This is a genomic window from Neorhizobium populisoli, assembly GCF_019430945.1.
GTDB lineage: Bacteria > Pseudomonadota > Alphaproteobacteria > Rhizobiales > Rhizobiaceae > Neorhizobium > Neorhizobium populisoli.
The window spans coordinates 260,289-276,509 of the sequence record NZ_JAHYCB010000008.1 but is presented as its reverse complement, the minus strand read 5'-3'; the positions used below and the strand labels follow the sequence as shown (position 1 = coordinate 276,509).

At 57.2% G+C, this 16,221-nt stretch carries 10 protein-coding genes and 5 pseudogenes; 5 read left to right on the top strand and 10 right to left on the bottom strand.

Going from position 1 to position 16,221, the window contains the following annotated elements:
- A pseudogene (locus tag KX729_RS33660) lies at positions 1 to 275 on the top strand (hypothetical protein); the annotation flags it as partial.
- A gap of 520 nt (positions 276 to 795) precedes the next feature.
- Here KX729_RS33660 and KX729_RS23435 read toward each other — a convergent pair.
- A pseudogene (locus KX729_RS23435) lies at positions 796 to 1,811 on the bottom strand (IS110 family RNA-guided transposase).
- A 224-nt stretch (positions 1,812 to 2,035) separates the two neighbouring features.
- On the opposite strand from KX729_RS23435, the pseudogene KX729_RS23430 reads away from it, so the two are divergent.
- Positions 2,036 to 3,057 (top strand): annotated as a pseudogene (locus tag KX729_RS23430) (IS110 family RNA-guided transposase).
- Between the two features lie 490 nt (positions 3,058 to 3,547).
- Here the strand turns inward: KX729_RS23430 and KX729_RS23425 are convergent.
- The 5 genes from KX729_RS23425 to KX729_RS23405 form a co-directional block, all read right to left on the bottom strand.
- Entirely contained in the window at positions 3,548 to 5,176 is a 1,629-nt protein-coding gene (locus tag KX729_RS23425) for an ABC transporter ATP-binding protein (RefSeq protein ID WP_219744892.1), read from the bottom strand.
- Positions 5,173 to 6,093: an ABC transporter permease gene (locus KX729_RS23420; RefSeq protein WP_219744891.1), complete on the bottom strand. Its 921-nt coding sequence runs from the start codon at positions 6,091 to 6,093 to the stop codon at positions 5,173 to 5,175. Before KX729_RS23420 ends, KX729_RS23425 begins: the two co-directional genes overlap by 4 nt.
- 1 nt (position 6,094) lies before the next feature.
- Positions 6,095 to 7,012 carry an ABC transporter permease gene (locus tag KX729_RS23415; protein WP_219744890.1) on the bottom strand — a complete coding sequence of 306 codons (918 nt, stop codon included), beginning with the start codon at positions 7,010 to 7,012 and terminating at the stop codon, positions 6,095 to 6,097.
- Between the two features lie 83 nt (positions 7,013 to 7,095).
- Positions 7,096 to 8,610: an ABC transporter substrate-binding protein gene (locus KX729_RS23410; protein ID WP_246617784.1), complete on the bottom strand. Its 1,515-nt coding sequence runs from the start codon at positions 8,608 to 8,610 to the stop codon at positions 7,096 to 7,098.
- Between the two features lie 37 nt (positions 8,611 to 8,647).
- On the bottom strand, positions 8,648 to 9,277 hold the full coding sequence (locus KX729_RS23405; protein ID WP_219744911.1) for an RraA family protein: 630 nt from the start codon (positions 9,275 to 9,277) through the stop codon (positions 8,648 to 8,650).
- Between the two features lie 116 nt (positions 9,278 to 9,393).
- On the opposite strand from KX729_RS23405, the gene KX729_RS23400 reads away from it, so the two are divergent.
- Both KX729_RS23400 and KX729_RS23395 read left to right on the top strand, forming a co-directional pair.
- Positions 9,394 to 10,320: a LysR family transcriptional regulator gene (locus tag KX729_RS23400; RefSeq protein WP_219744889.1), complete on the top strand. Its 927-nt coding sequence runs from the start codon at positions 9,394 to 9,396 to the stop codon at positions 10,318 to 10,320.
- A gap of 229 nt (positions 10,321 to 10,549) precedes the next feature.
- Positions 10,550 to 10,792 (top strand): DUF982 domain-containing protein, encoded by a 243-nt coding sequence (locus KX729_RS23395; protein ID WP_219744910.1) that lies wholly within the window; start codon positions 10,550 to 10,552, stop codon positions 10,790 to 10,792.
- 56 nt (positions 10,793 to 10,848) lie between these two features.
- Here KX729_RS23395 and KX729_RS23390 read toward each other — a convergent pair.
- From KX729_RS23390 to KX729_RS23380, 4 genes and pseudogenes are all read right to left on the bottom strand, one after another.
- Positions 10,849 to 11,379 (bottom strand): annotated as a pseudogene (locus KX729_RS23390) (IS66 family transposase); the annotation flags it as partial.
- Between the two features lie 12 nt (positions 11,380 to 11,391).
- Positions 11,392 to 11,948: pseudogene (locus KX729_RS33650) on the bottom strand (alcohol dehydrogenase catalytic domain-containing protein); the annotation flags it as partial.
- 4 nt (positions 11,949 to 11,952) lie between these two features.
- Positions 11,953 to 12,135 carry a hypothetical protein gene (locus tag KX729_RS23385; protein ID WP_246617783.1) on the bottom strand — a complete coding sequence of 61 codons (183 nt, stop codon included), beginning with the start codon at positions 12,133 to 12,135 and terminating at the stop codon, positions 11,953 to 11,955.
- 723 nt (positions 12,136 to 12,858) lie between these two features.
- A complete protein-coding gene (locus KX729_RS23380; protein ID WP_219744888.1) occupies positions 12,859 to 13,068 on the bottom strand; it encodes a hypothetical protein in 210 nt (69 codons plus the stop codon).
- 411 nt (positions 13,069 to 13,479) lie between these two features.
- Here KX729_RS23380 and KX729_RS23375 point away from each other — a divergent pair, with 411 nt between their 5' ends.
- The gene (locus KX729_RS23375; RefSeq protein ID WP_219744909.1) at positions 13,480 to 16,194 is read left to right on the top strand and encodes an ABC transporter transmembrane domain-containing protein; all 2,715 of its coding nucleotides are present in this window, start codon (positions 13,480 to 13,482) and stop codon (positions 16,192 to 16,194) included.
- Positions 16,195 to 16,221: the final 27 nt, after the last annotated feature.

The following is a 16,221-nucleotide window of genomic DNA, read 5'->3' as shown; positions in this document are numbered from 1 at the left end:
GATCCGCCGCAGATCGCGCTCGCTCATCGCTATCAATCCCATCTGCAAACTCCCAGGCATCATTCAGACCCGGGGAGTGTGACATTCCAACTTTGCAGAAACAGGACATTCTAACTTTGCGGCTACACCGCGATAAAACCCTACCTATGCCGAAGCTGATCCTGCACGCGCTGCAGGTCAACATTCGCGGCGGAGAACTGCCGCCGACGGAAGACAATGGGCGGCGATATCTCAAGATACCGCTGGACGCCCTGCCCGGCTCGGTCTGGGGGTAATTGCAGCGCGGCGACAGCTTGTAACAATCGCGGCTCGCGGAACACTTTATATGTGCGAACGTCGGCATCACTTAGGGTTGTGAACCAGAACAGCAAAAGATTCGAGGCGCCGAGGTGCATCGTGACATGAATAGTCTTCGTAGCCGCACCTGAAGTTTAGGAGCATCTTCATCCATCATTTGGTGTCCACTTATTTTGTTGGACACCTCATGCCTGAGGGTACCGCGCTTCAGAAGGTGCGCAGAAATTCGCGCTCTGATGTCCGCTGTCAATGATTTGGTGGCAGATAAGCACCCGATCGGACGATCGGCCGATTACGATGAACGCGTATTGGTGGAGGCGGAACTCTTGGACGTCGGTGATCAAGCTCTGATACGCGGGTTGGATAACGCATTCGCGATTTTGCGTCCGGGGCTGTTGCTGTCTTACTACGGGCGTCGGTCATGCCGGCCACAAAGCGCGAACGGAAGTTCCCCTACCGTTGTTCCGCCCCCGCCAATGCGCGAGAGGTGAGTTTCGACTAGAGTCTGGGCTGAAGCGCCTCCTTCGAAACAGCCCACATAAAGCCGGCGAGCTCGCGCGCAATCGCTGTGCAAACAACGGTGGATTTCTTTCCCCGCGAGGTCAGCAAGCGATACCGTGCGGAGAGCCGAGATTGTGCCTTCCAAGCGATCTCACGGACCGACGGTGGAACCTTCTCCAGCTTGTAAAGCTTCTTTGAGCCAATTCGTGCGGGGAACCGGTAAGTCCAGGCGCTTTCGGCAAGCAGCGTGCGGACGCGGCCAAATCGACTGACATCGCCAATCTCAGTCGCAAATGTTACAGCGACGACCAGATCAACGCCACGCAAAGCCTGTAATGCCTGAACAATCGGAGCGAGAGACCAATTCGGGACGAACTCCTCAATCACCTTCTCCAACCGATCAACACGCTCCCTTGAGACACGCTCTGCGTCGACCATTTCCTGGAGTGCTATCTGATGCGCTGGATGATCGAATCGCTGCTCTTGTAGCCAGATCAAATATCGCATGGTCCACCCCTTCTTGCGTGGGTAGATGCGCCCGTGCTTGAGCATAAAGGCACTGATCTGTTGCCGATGGACACGCAATGTCTCGACGCTGCTGTTCGCGCGCGAACGAGGTCTCGCATTGCTTCATGACCTTCGTCGGGCACCCAAACCGCGGTGAGCTCGCCGGCCCTCAATAGCCGGGCGAGCGCAAGCGCATCGCGACGGTTCGTCTTCACCCTGTCGCCTGGCTTGCGAGGGATCAAAGACGGAGCAACGACAATACATTCATGGCCCAGTGACTTGATGAGCCTGTAAAGGCCGTAGCCCGTGGGGCCGGCCTCATAGCAGAAATGCACACGATCAAACTTAGCAGCGATCCGCTGGATAACACGACGCATACTGCCATCTGATGCTTCAACCTCGCCGATATACCGGATCTCTCCATCTCTCCCAAATTCGGCAACAGCAATCGCATTCTTTAGCTTCGCCACATCGATTCCGACGAAAGCTTCTCTATAATGTGACATGGCTCGTCCTCCTGTGATGAGGATCGGCTCGGCCTATCCGAGCAACCCTCGGAAGACCAGTGTAGGGCGAGCCAGCTCAGCTAAGAAGAAGGACATACATGGTGTAATCGCGGGCACGAGGCTCCTCTGGATCCGATCATGATCTTGGAAGGTGGCTGCTCCCCGATATGATGAGATACGGGCTTTCGACTAGACGCCGGGCCCAGCATCAATGGAGAACAGCCATGACAGAGTATATCGGTCTCGACGTTTCAATGAAAGAGACGGCAATCGCTATCCGTCGCTCGGGCAAGCGGATCTGGCGCGGTAAGTGCGCCTCTGATCCCGCCGCCATAGCCGAACTTATCCGCATGCGTGCGCCAAATGCAGAACGCGTGGTGTTCGAAACAGGGCCTCTCTCAGTATGGTTCTACCATGTGCTGCGCGCAGAGGGACTGCCAGCAATCTGCGTCGATGCCCGTCATGCCAAAGCGGCGCTCGACATGGCCGCCAACAAAACCGATGCCAATGACGCCGATGGGCTAGCGCACTTGGCGGAGGTCGGTTTCTTCCGCGAAGTCCGGGTAAAGGGCTTCGACAGCATGCTTTCTCGGACATTGGTCGCGGCTCGCACGAAACTCATGCGAACGACACTGGACGTGGCGAACCAAATTCGGGGATTGATGAAAACGTTCGGCCTTATCGTTCCGTGCAGTATGGGTGGCAAATTTGAGGCGCATGTTCGCTCCCTCCTGGCCGAGAACACCGGCCTTTCAAGAATAATCCTGCCCTTACTCGAAGCGTGGCGTAGTCTACGCCTTCAGGCGGCTAGGTTAGGGCAGCAGCTCCTCGCCGAAGCTCGTAGAAACCAGCAGTGTCAGTTGCTGATGTCGATCCCCGGCGTTGGCGCGATCACAGCTACTGCCTATCTAACTGCAGTCGAGGATCCCGGAACTTCAAGCGATCGCGCTCGGTAGGCGCATGGCTAGGGTTGACGACGCGACGCTATCAGTCTGGCGAAGTAGACTATGACGGCCATATCTCCCGACGCGGAGACACTCATGTGCGTTCGCTTCTCTATGAGGCCGCGGTAGTGATTCTGACACGCAGCCGGGCCGACAGCGATTTGCGCAGTTGGGGTATGAGACTACGCGAAAAGATCGGCTTCAAACGCTCCGCGATCGCTGTCGCCCGCAAACTCGCCGTCATCATGCATGCGATGCTTCGCTCCGGTGAGCTCTTCAACAGGGCGACAGCCACCGTCTAACTCTCGAGCTCTGCAGCGCCCACGGCGTGAAGAGGCGTCCCTGCCGGGACCGAGGCTGGTCCATTCCGTTAAGACCGTTGCACTACGAGTTTGCTCGGAGCGTGCGAGACATACATTGGAAGGACCGACCCGCGAAGCACCATAATGCGGCGACCTATGTCGACCGCGTAGACGACCATGCTCCCGGCAAACAACGCCCTGCACCCAAAAGGCGCTTGCAAATATCGCTATTAGACGACGGTTTTACGAACGATCCGCGTGAGAAGCCGGGACTTGTCGCTTCCTCGATCGGCGTCGTGTGGAGCCCCGATTACATTGCCGGCATTTTGGATCGTCCTGCCCACAATAGCTTCACCGAGCTTAACTTGATGCCCGAAGAAGACGCAAAACTTCTCGAGTATCTTCGTTTCTTGCGAAGCACCAGATAGGGGTCAGGTTCGCACCGGGATATCGATGACGGGTCTGATGCCTTGCATGACGCTTCCCATCATCAGGCAGCTTTGGGGATATGCGCCATGCTCGCGATTAGAAGCCGCTTCGTATAGTCATGCTTCGGATTGGAATAGACCTCCTGCGTGTGCCCCTGCTCGACGATCTGTCCGCGATACATGACGATGACATCAGTGGCGAAGTCCCGGACAAGTGCAAGGTCGTGGGCAATGAAGATGTAGGAAAGCCCGAGATCGCTCCGCAGCTGTTTGAGAAGATCGATGACCTGCGCCTGAATGGAAACGTCCAGAGCTGAAACCGCCTCATCGCAGACGATGACTTCCGGCTGCAGCGCCAGCGCCCTCGCGATAGCAATGCGCTGCCGCTGACCTCCAGAGAACTGGTGCGGATGCCGGTCGATATGATCGGCTTTCAAACCGACCCGTTCGAGAAGATCGACCGCCTTTGCCCGCCATTCCCGTTTCGGCAGGACATCTGAGTGGATTGCCCACGGCTCGGAGACGATCTGTTCGATTGTCATGCGCGGATTGAGAGAGGCCGTCGGGTCCTGAAACACGAATTGCATTCGCCGGCGCACCTTGAAGGTGTCGGCAGCGCTCATGCCGTTGAGATCCTTGCCGTCGAAACGGATCGTGCCTGCCGTTGGATGGTCAAGACCGAGCAGCATGCGCGCCAGCGTCGATTTGCCTGAACCTGATTCCCCGACAATGCCAAGCGTCTCGCCGCCGCGTAACGTAAAGCTCGCTTCATCCACGGCCCGGATCGCCTTTGGCCCGGCCTCGGCGATCTTTCCGGGCTCGATGCCGTAGATGCGGGAAACCTTGTCGACTTCAAGCAGAACATTTCCGTCTGAGGCGGATAGCTCGGTTGCAAAGCCGTGGCGTCCGGGCATCGCGTCCAGAAGTCTGCGGGTGTAGGGATGCTGCGGCGAGTTCATGATCTCCGTGGCCGTACCCGCTTCCACCACGCGCCCGGCCTGCATGACGATGACGCGGTCCGCAACCTTCTCCACCACGGCGAGGTCATGGGTGATCAGTACGATTCCCATGCCGCTTTCCGCCTGCAGTTCCTTCAGAAGCGCAAGCACCTGGGCCTGAACGGTCACATCGAGCGCGCTGGTGGGCTCGTCGGCGATAAGCAATTCAGGCTCCAGCGCAATCGCGGATGCAATCATGATGCGCTGCCGCTGCCCGCCCGAAAACTGGTGCGGATATTGTTTTGCCCTGCGCTCCGGATCGTCGATCCCGACTTTTTTCAGAAGATCGATGACCCGCGCATGAGCGGTCGCCTTATCGACCCCATGGACGCGCAGCGTTTCGGCGATCTGCCATCCGACAGGGTAGACCGGATTGAGAGCGGCCAACGGGTCCTGGAAGATCATCGAGATCTTTCGGCCGTTGATGGCGCGGCGTTCCCCTCGAGTGGCTTTCAGCAGGTCACGGCCTCGATAGAGGATTTCGCCGTTTGCGATGACCGCCGGCGGCGTATCAACGAGATCGAGCACAGCTGAAGCGCTGACGCTCTTGCCGGAGCCGCTTTCACCCAAGATGGCGAGAGTTTCACCCCTTCCGACAGACCAGCTGACATCGGCAACCGCATGCACAGTCCCGGCCCGGCTTGGAAAGTCGATGCTGAGATTGCGGATTTGGAGAAGAGACTGTTCGCTCATTTTGCACCTGCCACGGTCTGGAACCGCCAGCGTTCGACGGGATCGGTCACCAGCCGAAGCCAGTTTGAAAGGAGATTCAGGGCAATCGTTACCATCATGATCGCAACGCCGGGCCAAAAGGATAGCCACCAGGCGGAGCCGAGATAATTGCGGCCATCGGCAACCATCAGTCCCCAGGTCACTTCCGGTGGCTGGATGCCGATCCCGAGGAAGCTCAGGCCGGATTCGACCAGCATCACGAAAGCCACTTCGAGCGCCGCGAGATTGATCACGGTCGGCATGACCATCGGCGCGATATGACGGAAAAGCACCCGCTCCGTTTTTGCGCCCATGGCGCGTGCCGCAGTTACGAACATCCTCTCCTTGATTTCGAGAACCTCGGCCCTGACTGTTCGTAGGAAGATCGGAATACGCGACACCGCCAGGACAAAGATGACATTCTCGATGCCGGGGCTGAAGACAAAGAGCACGATAACCGCGAGCAGCATCGATGGAAAACTCATGATGGCGTCGGCCATGCGCAGGAGAATAGCTCCGATCCAGCCTTCCTTGTAGCCGGCTATGAGGCCGAGCACGCCGCCGACATGCATGGAAAGAAGAACGGCGCTTCCGGCGATGACAATCGTGTTCTGGCTGGCGACGATGATGCGGGCCAGCAGGCTGCGGCCCAGCGCATCGGCTCCCAGAAAAAACAGCCAGCCCTTGCTAAGCGAAAACGGCGCGGCATTGCGCGCCATCAGGTTGACCGCGCGAGCCTGATCCGCCAGCAGCCAGGGGCCGATGATGGCTGCGCCGAGAACAAGCGCCAGCAGGATGGCAGAGACGAATGCGGACTTGTCTTGCCAAAGAAGCCAAAGGGCGTTTCGAGCTGCACCGCGGCCGGACGACTTTACCGGAACGATAAGCGGAGGCGCCATCTCAGTTATACCGGATGCGGGGGTCGACGAGTGCATAGGTGATGTCCACGAGGATATTGATGACGAAGACCGCAAGCGCCGTGACGAGAACGGCTGCCTGGATCACGGTGAAATCGCGCAGCAGGACAGAATCGATCATCAGCTTGCCGATCCCGGGAAAACCGAACACCGTTTCCACGATCACCGCGCCGTTGACGATGCCGGCAGCCTGGTCACTGGCCACCGTGATGACCGGAAGCAGGCCGTTGCGGAGCGCATGCACGAACACGATCGCACGGGAACTGACCCCTTTTGCGCGCGCTGTTTTGATGTAGGCTGCGGATAATGCGGTCATCATCGACGTACGCACGACCTGAACCAGAACTCCCGTCGGACGCAGCGTGAGGACTGCGACGGGCAATACCCAATGCAGGGGCGTTCCAGTGCCCGATGTCGGCAACAGCCGAAGCGTCACCGCGAAGACAAGCACGCCGACGATCGCTACCCAGAAATTCGGCGTGGCCGCGCCAAGCAGCGAGATGAAACTCGCCAGCCTGTCGAAAATGCCGCCAGGCTTGTAGGCCGCCAGCGAACCGGTCACGATCGAGATCAGCAGGACCAGCGGCATGGTGACCGCCGCCAGCATCAAAGTGGTTGGAAATGCCTGCAGCACGACATCCAGCGCCGGCCGCGAGAATTGGAGCGACTGGCCCATGTCCAGATGAAGGAGGCCAACCATAAACCCGACGAACTGCACATAAAGCGGATCGTTGAAGCCCATTTGCTCGTTGAAGTCATGCCGAACGGCGGCAGAAGCGTCCTGCGGAAGATAGAGATCGGCGGGAGACCCGGTCAGTCGTGCAAGAAAGAAGACAAGCATGACCAGCACGATCAGCGAAATCAGGCTCTGGAATGATCGTTTGCAGATGAATGAACCCATATCAGCTCCTCCGCCGGACGTGGATTGAAGGAATGTTCCGAAGGGGCGCTCGTGCAACGCTGCCGTGCGCCCCTTCGCAATCGCTATTTCAATGCCAACTTTGCGAGCTGAAGTTCAACCGCATTGGCGATGGTCGGCGAGAAATCGAGCCGTTTGCCGACCCGCATGTAGTTGACCATATGGAACAGCGGCACGTCAGCCACCTTGTCTTCATAAATGCGTCGGAACACTTCCTGATAGGTAGCCGCACGCTTATCGCCCTGCTCCGTTCCGGCCTGGACGATCAAAGCATCGAGCTCCGGATCATGCAGTTCACTCTGGCGTCCATCCGTATGGTACTTGAAGAAGGCCGTGAATGCCGCGTCACCTGAATTGTTGTCGTGCATCGTCAGGAAAATGTTGGGCTGGCGATCCGCAGCAAAAGGCTTGTTCGCCATCTGCAACCATTGCGACATTTCAAGGTTGTCGAGCTTGATCTTCAAGCCAACCTGACGAAGCATTTCGGCGGTGGCTTCCACGAACTCGTTGCTGTTGGCAAACATGCCCGGCCGCCCGATCATGCGGATCTCGCGGTCCACATCGACACCATCCGCCTTGGCCTGCTTCAGAAGCGCCTTGGCCTGTTCAGGATCGAATTTCCATGGTTTGAGATTCGGGTTGAACCCCAGCACGCTCGGCCCGACCTGCTGCATGGCGATTTCCGCCTTGTCGCTGATAATGCTGCCCAGGAAGGCCTTGCGATCGATGGCAAGGTTGATCGCCTTGCGGACGCGGACATCGTTGAGAGGCGGCACATCGACAGAAAGACGGAACATCGCGCTGTCCGAATTCGGATAGACCTTGTCCGTCTTCTTGTTTGTCGCGTCCTGCGGGGCGATCGTAAAGGCAAGGTCAGCCTCGCCGGTCTCCACCATCGCCGCGGCAACCGAGGACTCGCTGCGCCAGACATAGGTCGCCTTGTCGATCATCGGCTTGGCGCCCCAGTAGGTATCGTCGCGAACCAGAACGACATTTTCGCCCTGCGTCCATCGATCAAATTTGTAAGGCCCTGTACCGATAGGCTTGTTGGTATATTCCCCTTTCGGGGTATTGGGAGACGAAATCGCCATCTGCGCCAACAGTGTCGGCAGGATCGGCACCGGGGTCTTGGTGGTGAATTTCACCGTATTGGCATCGACTTCGGTCGCGGTCACGTTCGTGCCGTCGAAGTATTTCGTGCGGGTAATGCATGTGAGCTTCGGATCGACGGTCCTTTCAACGGAATAGATGACCGACTTCGCATCGAAGGGTGCGCCATCATGAAACTTGACGCCCTTCTTCAGCTTGAAGATCCATTCCGTCGGAGAGGTCTGCTCCCAGCTTTCGGCGAGCCGCGGCAAGACGGTGCGCTTCTCGTAGTCCAGCTCCGCCAGCGTTTCCACGACGTTCTGCTTGATGATGCGACCGATGACCGACCGCGGGGTCTCGCACGGATCGAGCCTGTCAGGCCCTGCCGGCAGCACGATCGTAACGGATGTCTTGCCTTGGGCCATGGCCATTCCGGCCGGCAGCGCAATGGACGTCGCCAGAGCGACGGTAATTGATTTCCAGAATTTCAAAGGCTTATCCTCCTCTTGCCTTTCAATGCTTCGCGGCTCAGCCTTTGATCAGCTGAAGTCGCGCCTCCTTGAACTTTGCAATCTTCACCCGTTCGCGCTCCTCTTGCGCCCGAATGCCGGGCAGCAGTCCAGCCGCCACGTCCGGCGAAAGAGCAACGATACCGTCTTCATCCCCCACAATGAGATCGCCGGGATTGACGACCAATCCGCCGATGGACACCGGTACGTTGATCGCGCCGGGACCGTTCTTGTAGGGGCCCTTGTGCGTCACCCCACGCGCGTAACATGGGAGGCCCGAAGCGCGAATGGCGGACACATCCCGGATTGCGCCATCGATCACGAATCCGGCGACGCCGATTGCCTCCGCATGCGTCATGATGATCTCACCGATCAGCGCCTGGGAAACATCCCCACCCCCATCGACAACGATCACGTCGCCGCGGCGTGCAACTTTCAGCGCGGAATGAATAGCGAGATTGTCGCCGTGACGGGTCTTGACGGTCAGCGCCGTGCCGACCAGCGCACCGCCGCGATGATATGGCAAGATTCCCGTGGCGCCCGGCAGGCGTTCCAGGTTGTCACTGATAATCGACGTTGCAACACCGCGAAACTCGGAAACGAGTTCTGCATCCACCGGCGCGGGTGCCGGGAATTCCTCGATAGCCATATTCTCCTCCCTGAAAACTGCACTCACTGGAATATGACGCTTTTGTAAACTTGCGGCGCACAGCATAAAAGCGATAAATATCGACCCATCAAAATCGCTTTTTTTCATGAGGCAGCATGTTCACAATCAAGCAATTGGAGGCGCTTTACTGGGTATCGACCTTGGGGAGTTTCGAGGCCGCCGCGTCCTATCTTAACGTGACGCAATCGACGGTGTCGAAGCGGATCGGTGAACTGGAGGCACGCTTTTCAGCCCCGCTTTTCGATCGTACGAGCCGCCAGTCGATGCTGACGCAAAAAGGCGAGGATATCCGCGACATTGCCGAACAGATACTGAGGCTGAATGACCGGCTCGCCTTGACCGCACGTTCGATGAATGCTCCACCGCTACGTTTCAGGCTCGGCGTGACAGATCTGGTGGCGCTATCTCTGCTTCCGCAATTGCTGGCGACCATCATGGAGCGTTATCCTGGTATCAGCCTCGAACCTGAAATCGATCTTACGGCTGGTCTGCTGAAACGCCTCAACGATCGGAAAATCGATTTCGTCATCTGCCCTCGCCTGACCCAGGATCCACAATTCATCAACATGCGTCTGGGTGAAATCGAACTGGTCTGGATGTGCAGTGCCAAACTCTATGCGGACGACCGGGAGCTTCCAGTCGCCGAGCTTTTGAAATATCCGCTTCTCATCCAATCGGCGGGATCAATCCTTTGGCCGATCCTTCATGATGTGATCAACAACCCGAAGCTGCCTTTCGTCAAAACGATTTCGTGCAACAACATGGCAGCCTTGGCAGAACTTGCGGCCTATGGGCTTGGTATCACGATCCTTCCGAAAGCGTTTTTTGCCAAATATGTGAGTGACGGACGCCTGCGCATCATGAAGGCGGCCATACCGCTGCCCAAGCTCGAATATTTCATCACCTATCGCAACGATTACAATGGTGCTTTTTTTGAGGAAATCGCGCTGCTTTGCAGGGAACTTGTCACATTGCTCCCTGGACTCCCAAAAGAGAATCAATATCCTGATCACTGGTCTTGATAGGAGTCGAACCAGCGACCCGCAATTCTAGAGGCTTAGGCGACTCAAGGATTAACAACTCTCAATCCGGCTGCCTCAAACGGGCTTGTATCTCGCGTTGCTACCGCGAGATCGTTTTCTGCTGCCGTAGCAGCGATGAATCCATCAGCTTTCGCGATCGCCTTTCCGGATGTTCGGACGCCGGCCACCGCGTAGAATTGCGAGGTATCTACATTAAAGGGCAGGATACATTCAAGAGCTGGGAAGTCTTGAAGACGTTTTCGATCTCCTGGAAGGATGGCCTGAGCAAAAGCGGGATGCAGCCTACGAAGTGCTCGTGAAGGCGTGTCGACTGGCGGCTCAGGGAATTTTCCCATTGTGTGCAATCCGTGAGAACGTTCGGCGCTTTCTCATCAGGCATAAATCGCTTGCCAATATCGATGAGGTGCCGCTGCCCCAACAGTTCGGTGCCGATCGCAACATCGGGTCTTGAGATTAGGAGCTATCGGCCAGCAATGGAATAAGTAAGCCTCCGGTGAAGGCCGCAGGTCAGGCTGCTTGAGCGTTGACAGCCGGCGGCGTCCAGTTCCACGCAAGCATTTGCTCCAAGCTCGTAACTGATGTGTCCGCGATACGGGCAAGAACGTCTGCAAGCCATGCCTGCGGATTGATGTCGTTGAGCTTTGCCGTCATGATCAATGTGGCCATGAAAGCTGCACGATCTGCACCGCGGTCTATCCGGCGAAGAGCCACGATTTTCTGCCAAGCGCAAAGCCTCTGAGCGCTCGCTCGGCGGCATTGTTCGTGAGGCGAATCCGGCCCTCGTCTAGGAATGACGTGAAGCCGTCCCATCGCTTGAGCATGTAATCGATCGCCTGCGACCGGCGAACCGCGTGAGAGCTTGGATCACTCGGTTTGAAGCCAGTCTTGCAGTTCACTGACGATCGGTTGGCGGTCTTTACGGCGGCACTCGAGTCGCTGATCGGCAGCAAGCCCGTTGATCTCCCGCTCAATATCGAACAGGCCGTCGATCCGTTTGACGGCTTCGAGCGCCATGGGCGAGATCGGCGCGGCGTTCTTTAAGCCCAGAGCCAGTTCAGCTTTGGCGTCGCTCGATACCGTGACCGCAGTCCGTGGGCCGATCGACGACAGATACTGGATGGCGATGTGGCCGAGACCGCCCGCGCCGCCATGCACCAGGACGTGGTCACCAGCCTCCACCTTTCCTTTGTCGAAAACGGATTCCCATGACGTCAGACCGACCACAGGCAGCGCAGCCGCGTGCACGAAATCCACGTCGCGTGGTTTGCGGGAAAGATAAGCTCCGTTCACCACCTTGTACTCGGCGTAGCTCCCCGGGTTATCGGGATAACCGCCATCGCTATACCAGACTTCTTCACCCACCTCGATGCCCTCGACGGCGTGGCCGATGGCTTCGACGATACCCCCGCCGTCGATGCCCAATATGGTCTGCCCTCCGGTTTCGACGTTCGGGTCTGGCCTTTGCCCGCTCTTCCGGTTCTGCCAGTCGCTGGATTAATGCCGGCCGCCATCACCCTGACGAGGGCATCCGAGGGTTTTTCGATCCGTGGCTTGGCGACGTCTCTGACCTCGGCTCCACCGGGCTCGTCCATCACCAGCGCCCGCATATAATCAAACGTCGCGTGATACGCCTCCGCTGTGCTCGACGGCGTTGATAAATCGGTGTAGCTCGACGGCGCTCTCGAAGCCGGGGGTCTGGCGCATCCCGCCGAGCCTGTCGGAAGCGAAGAGTTCGTAGAGCTTCCTGACGTTGCCGATCAGGACGTCGGCTTCCGGTCCGAATTCGTCCGACATTCCGCCCGGCGGGTCCGTCAGGTTCAGATTCGGGCAGTCCGTGTCCGCTCGAATTCAGCCCACATTTGAGCCGAGCGATACAGCGCCGCTGACGACGCTATCCAGACAGGCGATATCGACGTCCGCTCCCGCTCTCGAGAGTGCCTTTGCGGCCTCCATGCCGAGGCCGGATGCCCCTCCTGTGACAAGTGCCACACGCCCCCTCAAGTCTACACCGCGGGCGACGTCAGTTACGGTTGCGGCAGGCTTTATGCCGGTCCTCAATGGCGTTTGAATTCCTCGCCTACTGCCTCCCGAGAGCGGTCCTGACGTTGTCGGACGCGAAGGTGTATCTGCTTTGAGAGCGGCTGTCGCCATCTGTTAAGCCGAAGGAACTTGTGCCAATGGTAGGCCGTCGCGGCCACTAAATCCGTCTGTAGGTCTGGCGCGCTCGGCGGGCTCGGATCGAGCGACCTATAAAACCTCATGTGCGTGATCTCGTCGGGAAAGGAGACGTAGACGAACTCCCGTCCTTTCTCTTTGGCCACGAGCGCGAGGCGCGCGCCCTAACGGCCTGCCGCTCGCAAACCCGCTGGATCATTTCCGTATTGAGCTCTGAATAGGATCGTATGTCGGGGATATTTATCCTTAAGTTCCACAGCCCGCGCATATCCTATTACTCGGCCACCACTGCGACAAGCCTACGATCAACGACGGCGATGTCTGCGATGGACCATTCGCCGTTCAAAACCAGCGCGAGTTCGAATGGTTGCATATCTCGGAAAACGACCGGTAAACAGCCATCGCCCCGATGACGCCGCCTTCGCCGAGCTCACGTCGCATGTCCTCTCGCTGCTCACGCGCGGCGCGCTCGCAATCCTCGGCCGTCGTCGTAAACCACAAGAGGTCATCTTTCCCAGGCGACATCTGATAGGCGTATAAGCTTGTTTCCATTGTTTCCTCCCGAGGCCAACTTCCAGGATACTTCGGAGAGAAGAACGGGAAATTGCGAAATCACACTGACTGCCACAGCGGCAGGTGCAGGGCTCAGAGAGCAATCAAGAGCCTGAACGGATTGGTCCGCGATCCGCTCGTCTGACCTATGATTTTAAGCCGGCACAAGTTTGCATCGTAGTTGCTATGGCACCAATCTTCTTGAAGGTTGAGGTAGAAGTAGTGAAAGCCGTCCATCCGAATACATCTCACGATGCTTTTCAAGCCGACGTCGCTGTAGCGACACTCTGCCCAAAAATTGACGCCGTAACCGATTGACTTTTCACATGTCCGCAAACATCTGAATTTCCCGGTTTCAAGCTGGTTTGCGAAAATCCCCTTCCCTATTTGCAGCCTTAAAGGTCAACCACTCTGGAGCGCAATCTTCTCCGTTATATCTGGAACCATACGCGGCGCCAGCAAATCTGGGTGCTGCTCGTTGTCCTTTCGTCAATGGTACCGTATTTCCTCTCGCTCGACCTTCCCAAACGTATCATTAATGGCCCAATCCAAGGAAATGGGTTCGAGACCCCGACGTCTGCACAGCCCCTTATGGCGTTCACGGTGGACCTTCCAGTCATCGGGCACCTCTTTTCATTCGATGGTTACGCGTTGCAACGCATGCCGACGCTGGTGGCGCTAAGCATCGTCTTTCTTTCACTTGTGGTCATAAACAACGGCTTCAAGTTTTATATCAACACCTACAAGGGCAGGGTTGGCGAGCGTCTGTTACGTAGGCTCCGCTTCGAACTATTCGACCTTGTTCTTCGGTTTTCTCCCCGTCATTTGAAGAGTGTCCATGGTGCCGAAGTTGCAACCATGATCAAGGATGAGGTCGAACCGGTCGGGGGGTTCACCGGTGATGCATTTGTATCGCCAGCAATGCTCGGCGGCCAGGCATCAGCTGCGATGATCTTCATTCTAGTACAGAATTTCTGGCTCGGGATGATCGCGTTCACCCTGGTCATGGTCCAGGTCATCGTCATACCGAGGATGCGGCGCCGTCTGATAGAGCTTGGTCGTCAGCGCCAGTTAACCGCTCGCGCGTTGGCGGGCAGGATTGGTGAAGTTGTCGAGGCTATCGGCATCGTTCACGCATACGATACCTCTAACTACGAGCGAGCCGATATCGCCCATAGGCTCGGTACGATCTTCAAAATTCGCTACGACATCTATCAGTGGAAGTTCCTGGTCAAGTTCCTGAACAACTTTCTCGCTCAGGTCACACCGTTCCTCTTTTACCTTGTCGGCGGATATCTGACCCTGCGCGGTTCTCTCGATGTCGGACAGCTTGTGGCGGTGATCAATGCGTACAAAGACCTCCCGGGCCCTCTCAAGGAGTTGATTGACTGGGATCAGGCGCGCCAGGATGTGCAAGTCAAATACGAGCAGGTTCGCGACTATTTCGAGATCGATGATTTGTCATCGCCCGCCTCTCAGGTATTAGGGAACGACATAGGCCAAAATGAGCCGTCGTATCTGTCGGCAATCAACCTTGTGATAAATGATGAAAGCGGCGCCAATGTCCTAAGAGGAACGTCCGTTAAGTTCGGCCTCGGCGAGACCGTTGCCATGGTGGACAATAGTGGCCGTGGTGCTGAATCACTCGCGGAGGCATTCGGCCGTCAGGTCTGGCCGACTGGCGGACAAGTCCAGCTCGGCGATCAGAACATCCTTGAAGTACCTGAATCGTTTTCCGGTCGCTATCTCTCCTATGTTTCATCCGACATTTATTTCTTTCACGGCAGCCTGAAGGACAACCTGCTCTACGGCTTGAAGCATGCGCCAGTCGTCGCTGCCAAATATGCAGGCTCGGAGGCCACACAGCGCCGTTGGGAAGTGCGCGAAGCCAAGCTCGCGTCCAACCCGGATGACGACGTCCGCGCTAACTGGATCGATGATCGCATGATATCGAGCCCTGATCAGGATCAAAGCGACCTCAAATCGTCCCTGCTTGCCGCCCTCGACACCGTGCAACTCACGGAAGACATTCTGGAATTTGCGCTCAACTCATCCGTAGATGCGTCCAGCAACCCGGAGCTTGCAGCAGCTGTCGTGTCAATGCGTCACGCGCTCCACAACGAGATCAAACGCCTCGGGCGTAACTCGCTATTCGTACCGTTCGAGGCTGACGTCTACAATCCAGAGGCGACGATTGGAGAGAACCTGCTGTTCGGCAAGACGCTGCAGCCGCTTGAGCGGATGAGCGAACTTCTCGAAAGCGACGATTTCTACAAGGCCCTACAGAGAGTCGGCCTGCTGCGCCCCTTCGTCAATACCGGACTGGATATTGCCCGCCATATCGTCGAAATTTTCGCGGGGCTTCCGCCTGATCACCCTTTCTTCAACCAGGTCGCGTTCCTGACTGCAGATGCCGTCATTGAATATCAACGGATCTTGAAGAAGCTCGGCACCAAACTGTCGCTCGCACTCTCCGATCCGGAGCAGCGTTCGATGATCCGCCTGACACTTGAGTATGTTGAACCGCGGTATCGCTTGGGCATTCTCCAAAAGGATCTGCAGGATGCAATCGTCGAAAACCGCCAGGGCTTCTACGACCAGCTGCCGCCGCACCTGCAAGCTAAGATCGAGCGATACGACCAGGAACGATACATGCCCTTCGCGACGCTTCGTGAAAACATCCTGTTTGGCAAGATTGCCCAACGCAATGCCGAGGCGCCGACCGAGATCCGAGAGATCGCAGCACGTATCTCACGCGAACGCGGCTTCTATCACCAGCTTTTGCGCGTCGGCCTCGATTTCGACATCGGTGCGGGCGGCCGGCGCCTGACGCTTATCCAGCGCCAGAAACTCAATCTCGCTCGCGCCATCATCCGTCGCTCGAACTTCTACGTGTTCAACAAGGCGCTGCCTGGCCTCGAAAGGCGATTGCAGAAAGAGATCGTGACAGAGGTGCTGCGATATCTGCGTCAGCAAAATAACAATCCGACCGTTGTTTGGGTTTTGTCGAATCCAAACCTCTCGGATCATTTTTCCCGCCTCATTGTTTTTGAGGACGGCGAGATAATAACTGACAGCGATGTGGAAAATGCGAGCAATCAGAACGACGCCCTGCAGGCATTTTAAGTAAGGCCATAGCGCAGCCTCTGTAGT

What these genes read in the sequence shown, in the direction of transcription:
- KX729_RS23425 (WP_219744892.1), bottom strand. Translation starts at nt 5,176, where the DNA reads ATGAGCGAACAGTCTCTTCTCCAAATCCGCAATCTCAGCATCGACTTT.
- KX729_RS23420 (WP_219744891.1), bottom strand. Translation starts at nt 6,093, where the DNA reads ATGGCGCCTCCGCTTATCGTTCCGGTAAAGTCGTCCGGCCGCGGTGCA.
- KX729_RS23415 (WP_219744890.1), bottom strand. Translation starts at nt 7,012, where the DNA reads ATGGGTTCATTCATCTGCAAACGATCATTCCAGAGCCTGATTTCGCTG.
- KX729_RS23405 (WP_219744911.1), bottom strand. Translation starts at nt 9,277, where the DNA reads ATGGCTATCGAGGAATTCCCGGCACCCGCGCCGGTGGATGCAGAACTC.
- KX729_RS23400 (WP_219744889.1), top strand. Translation starts at nt 9,394, where the DNA reads ATGTTCACAATCAAGCAATTGGAGGCGCTTTACTGGGTATCGACCTTG.
- KX729_RS23385 (WP_246617783.1), bottom strand. Translation starts at nt 12,135, where the DNA reads ATGTCGGACGAATTCGGACCGGAAGCCGACGTCCTGATCGGCAACGTC.
- KX729_RS23380 (WP_219744888.1), bottom strand. Translation starts at nt 13,068, where the DNA reads ATGGAAACAAGCTTATACGCCTATCAGATGTCGCCTGGGAAAGATGAC.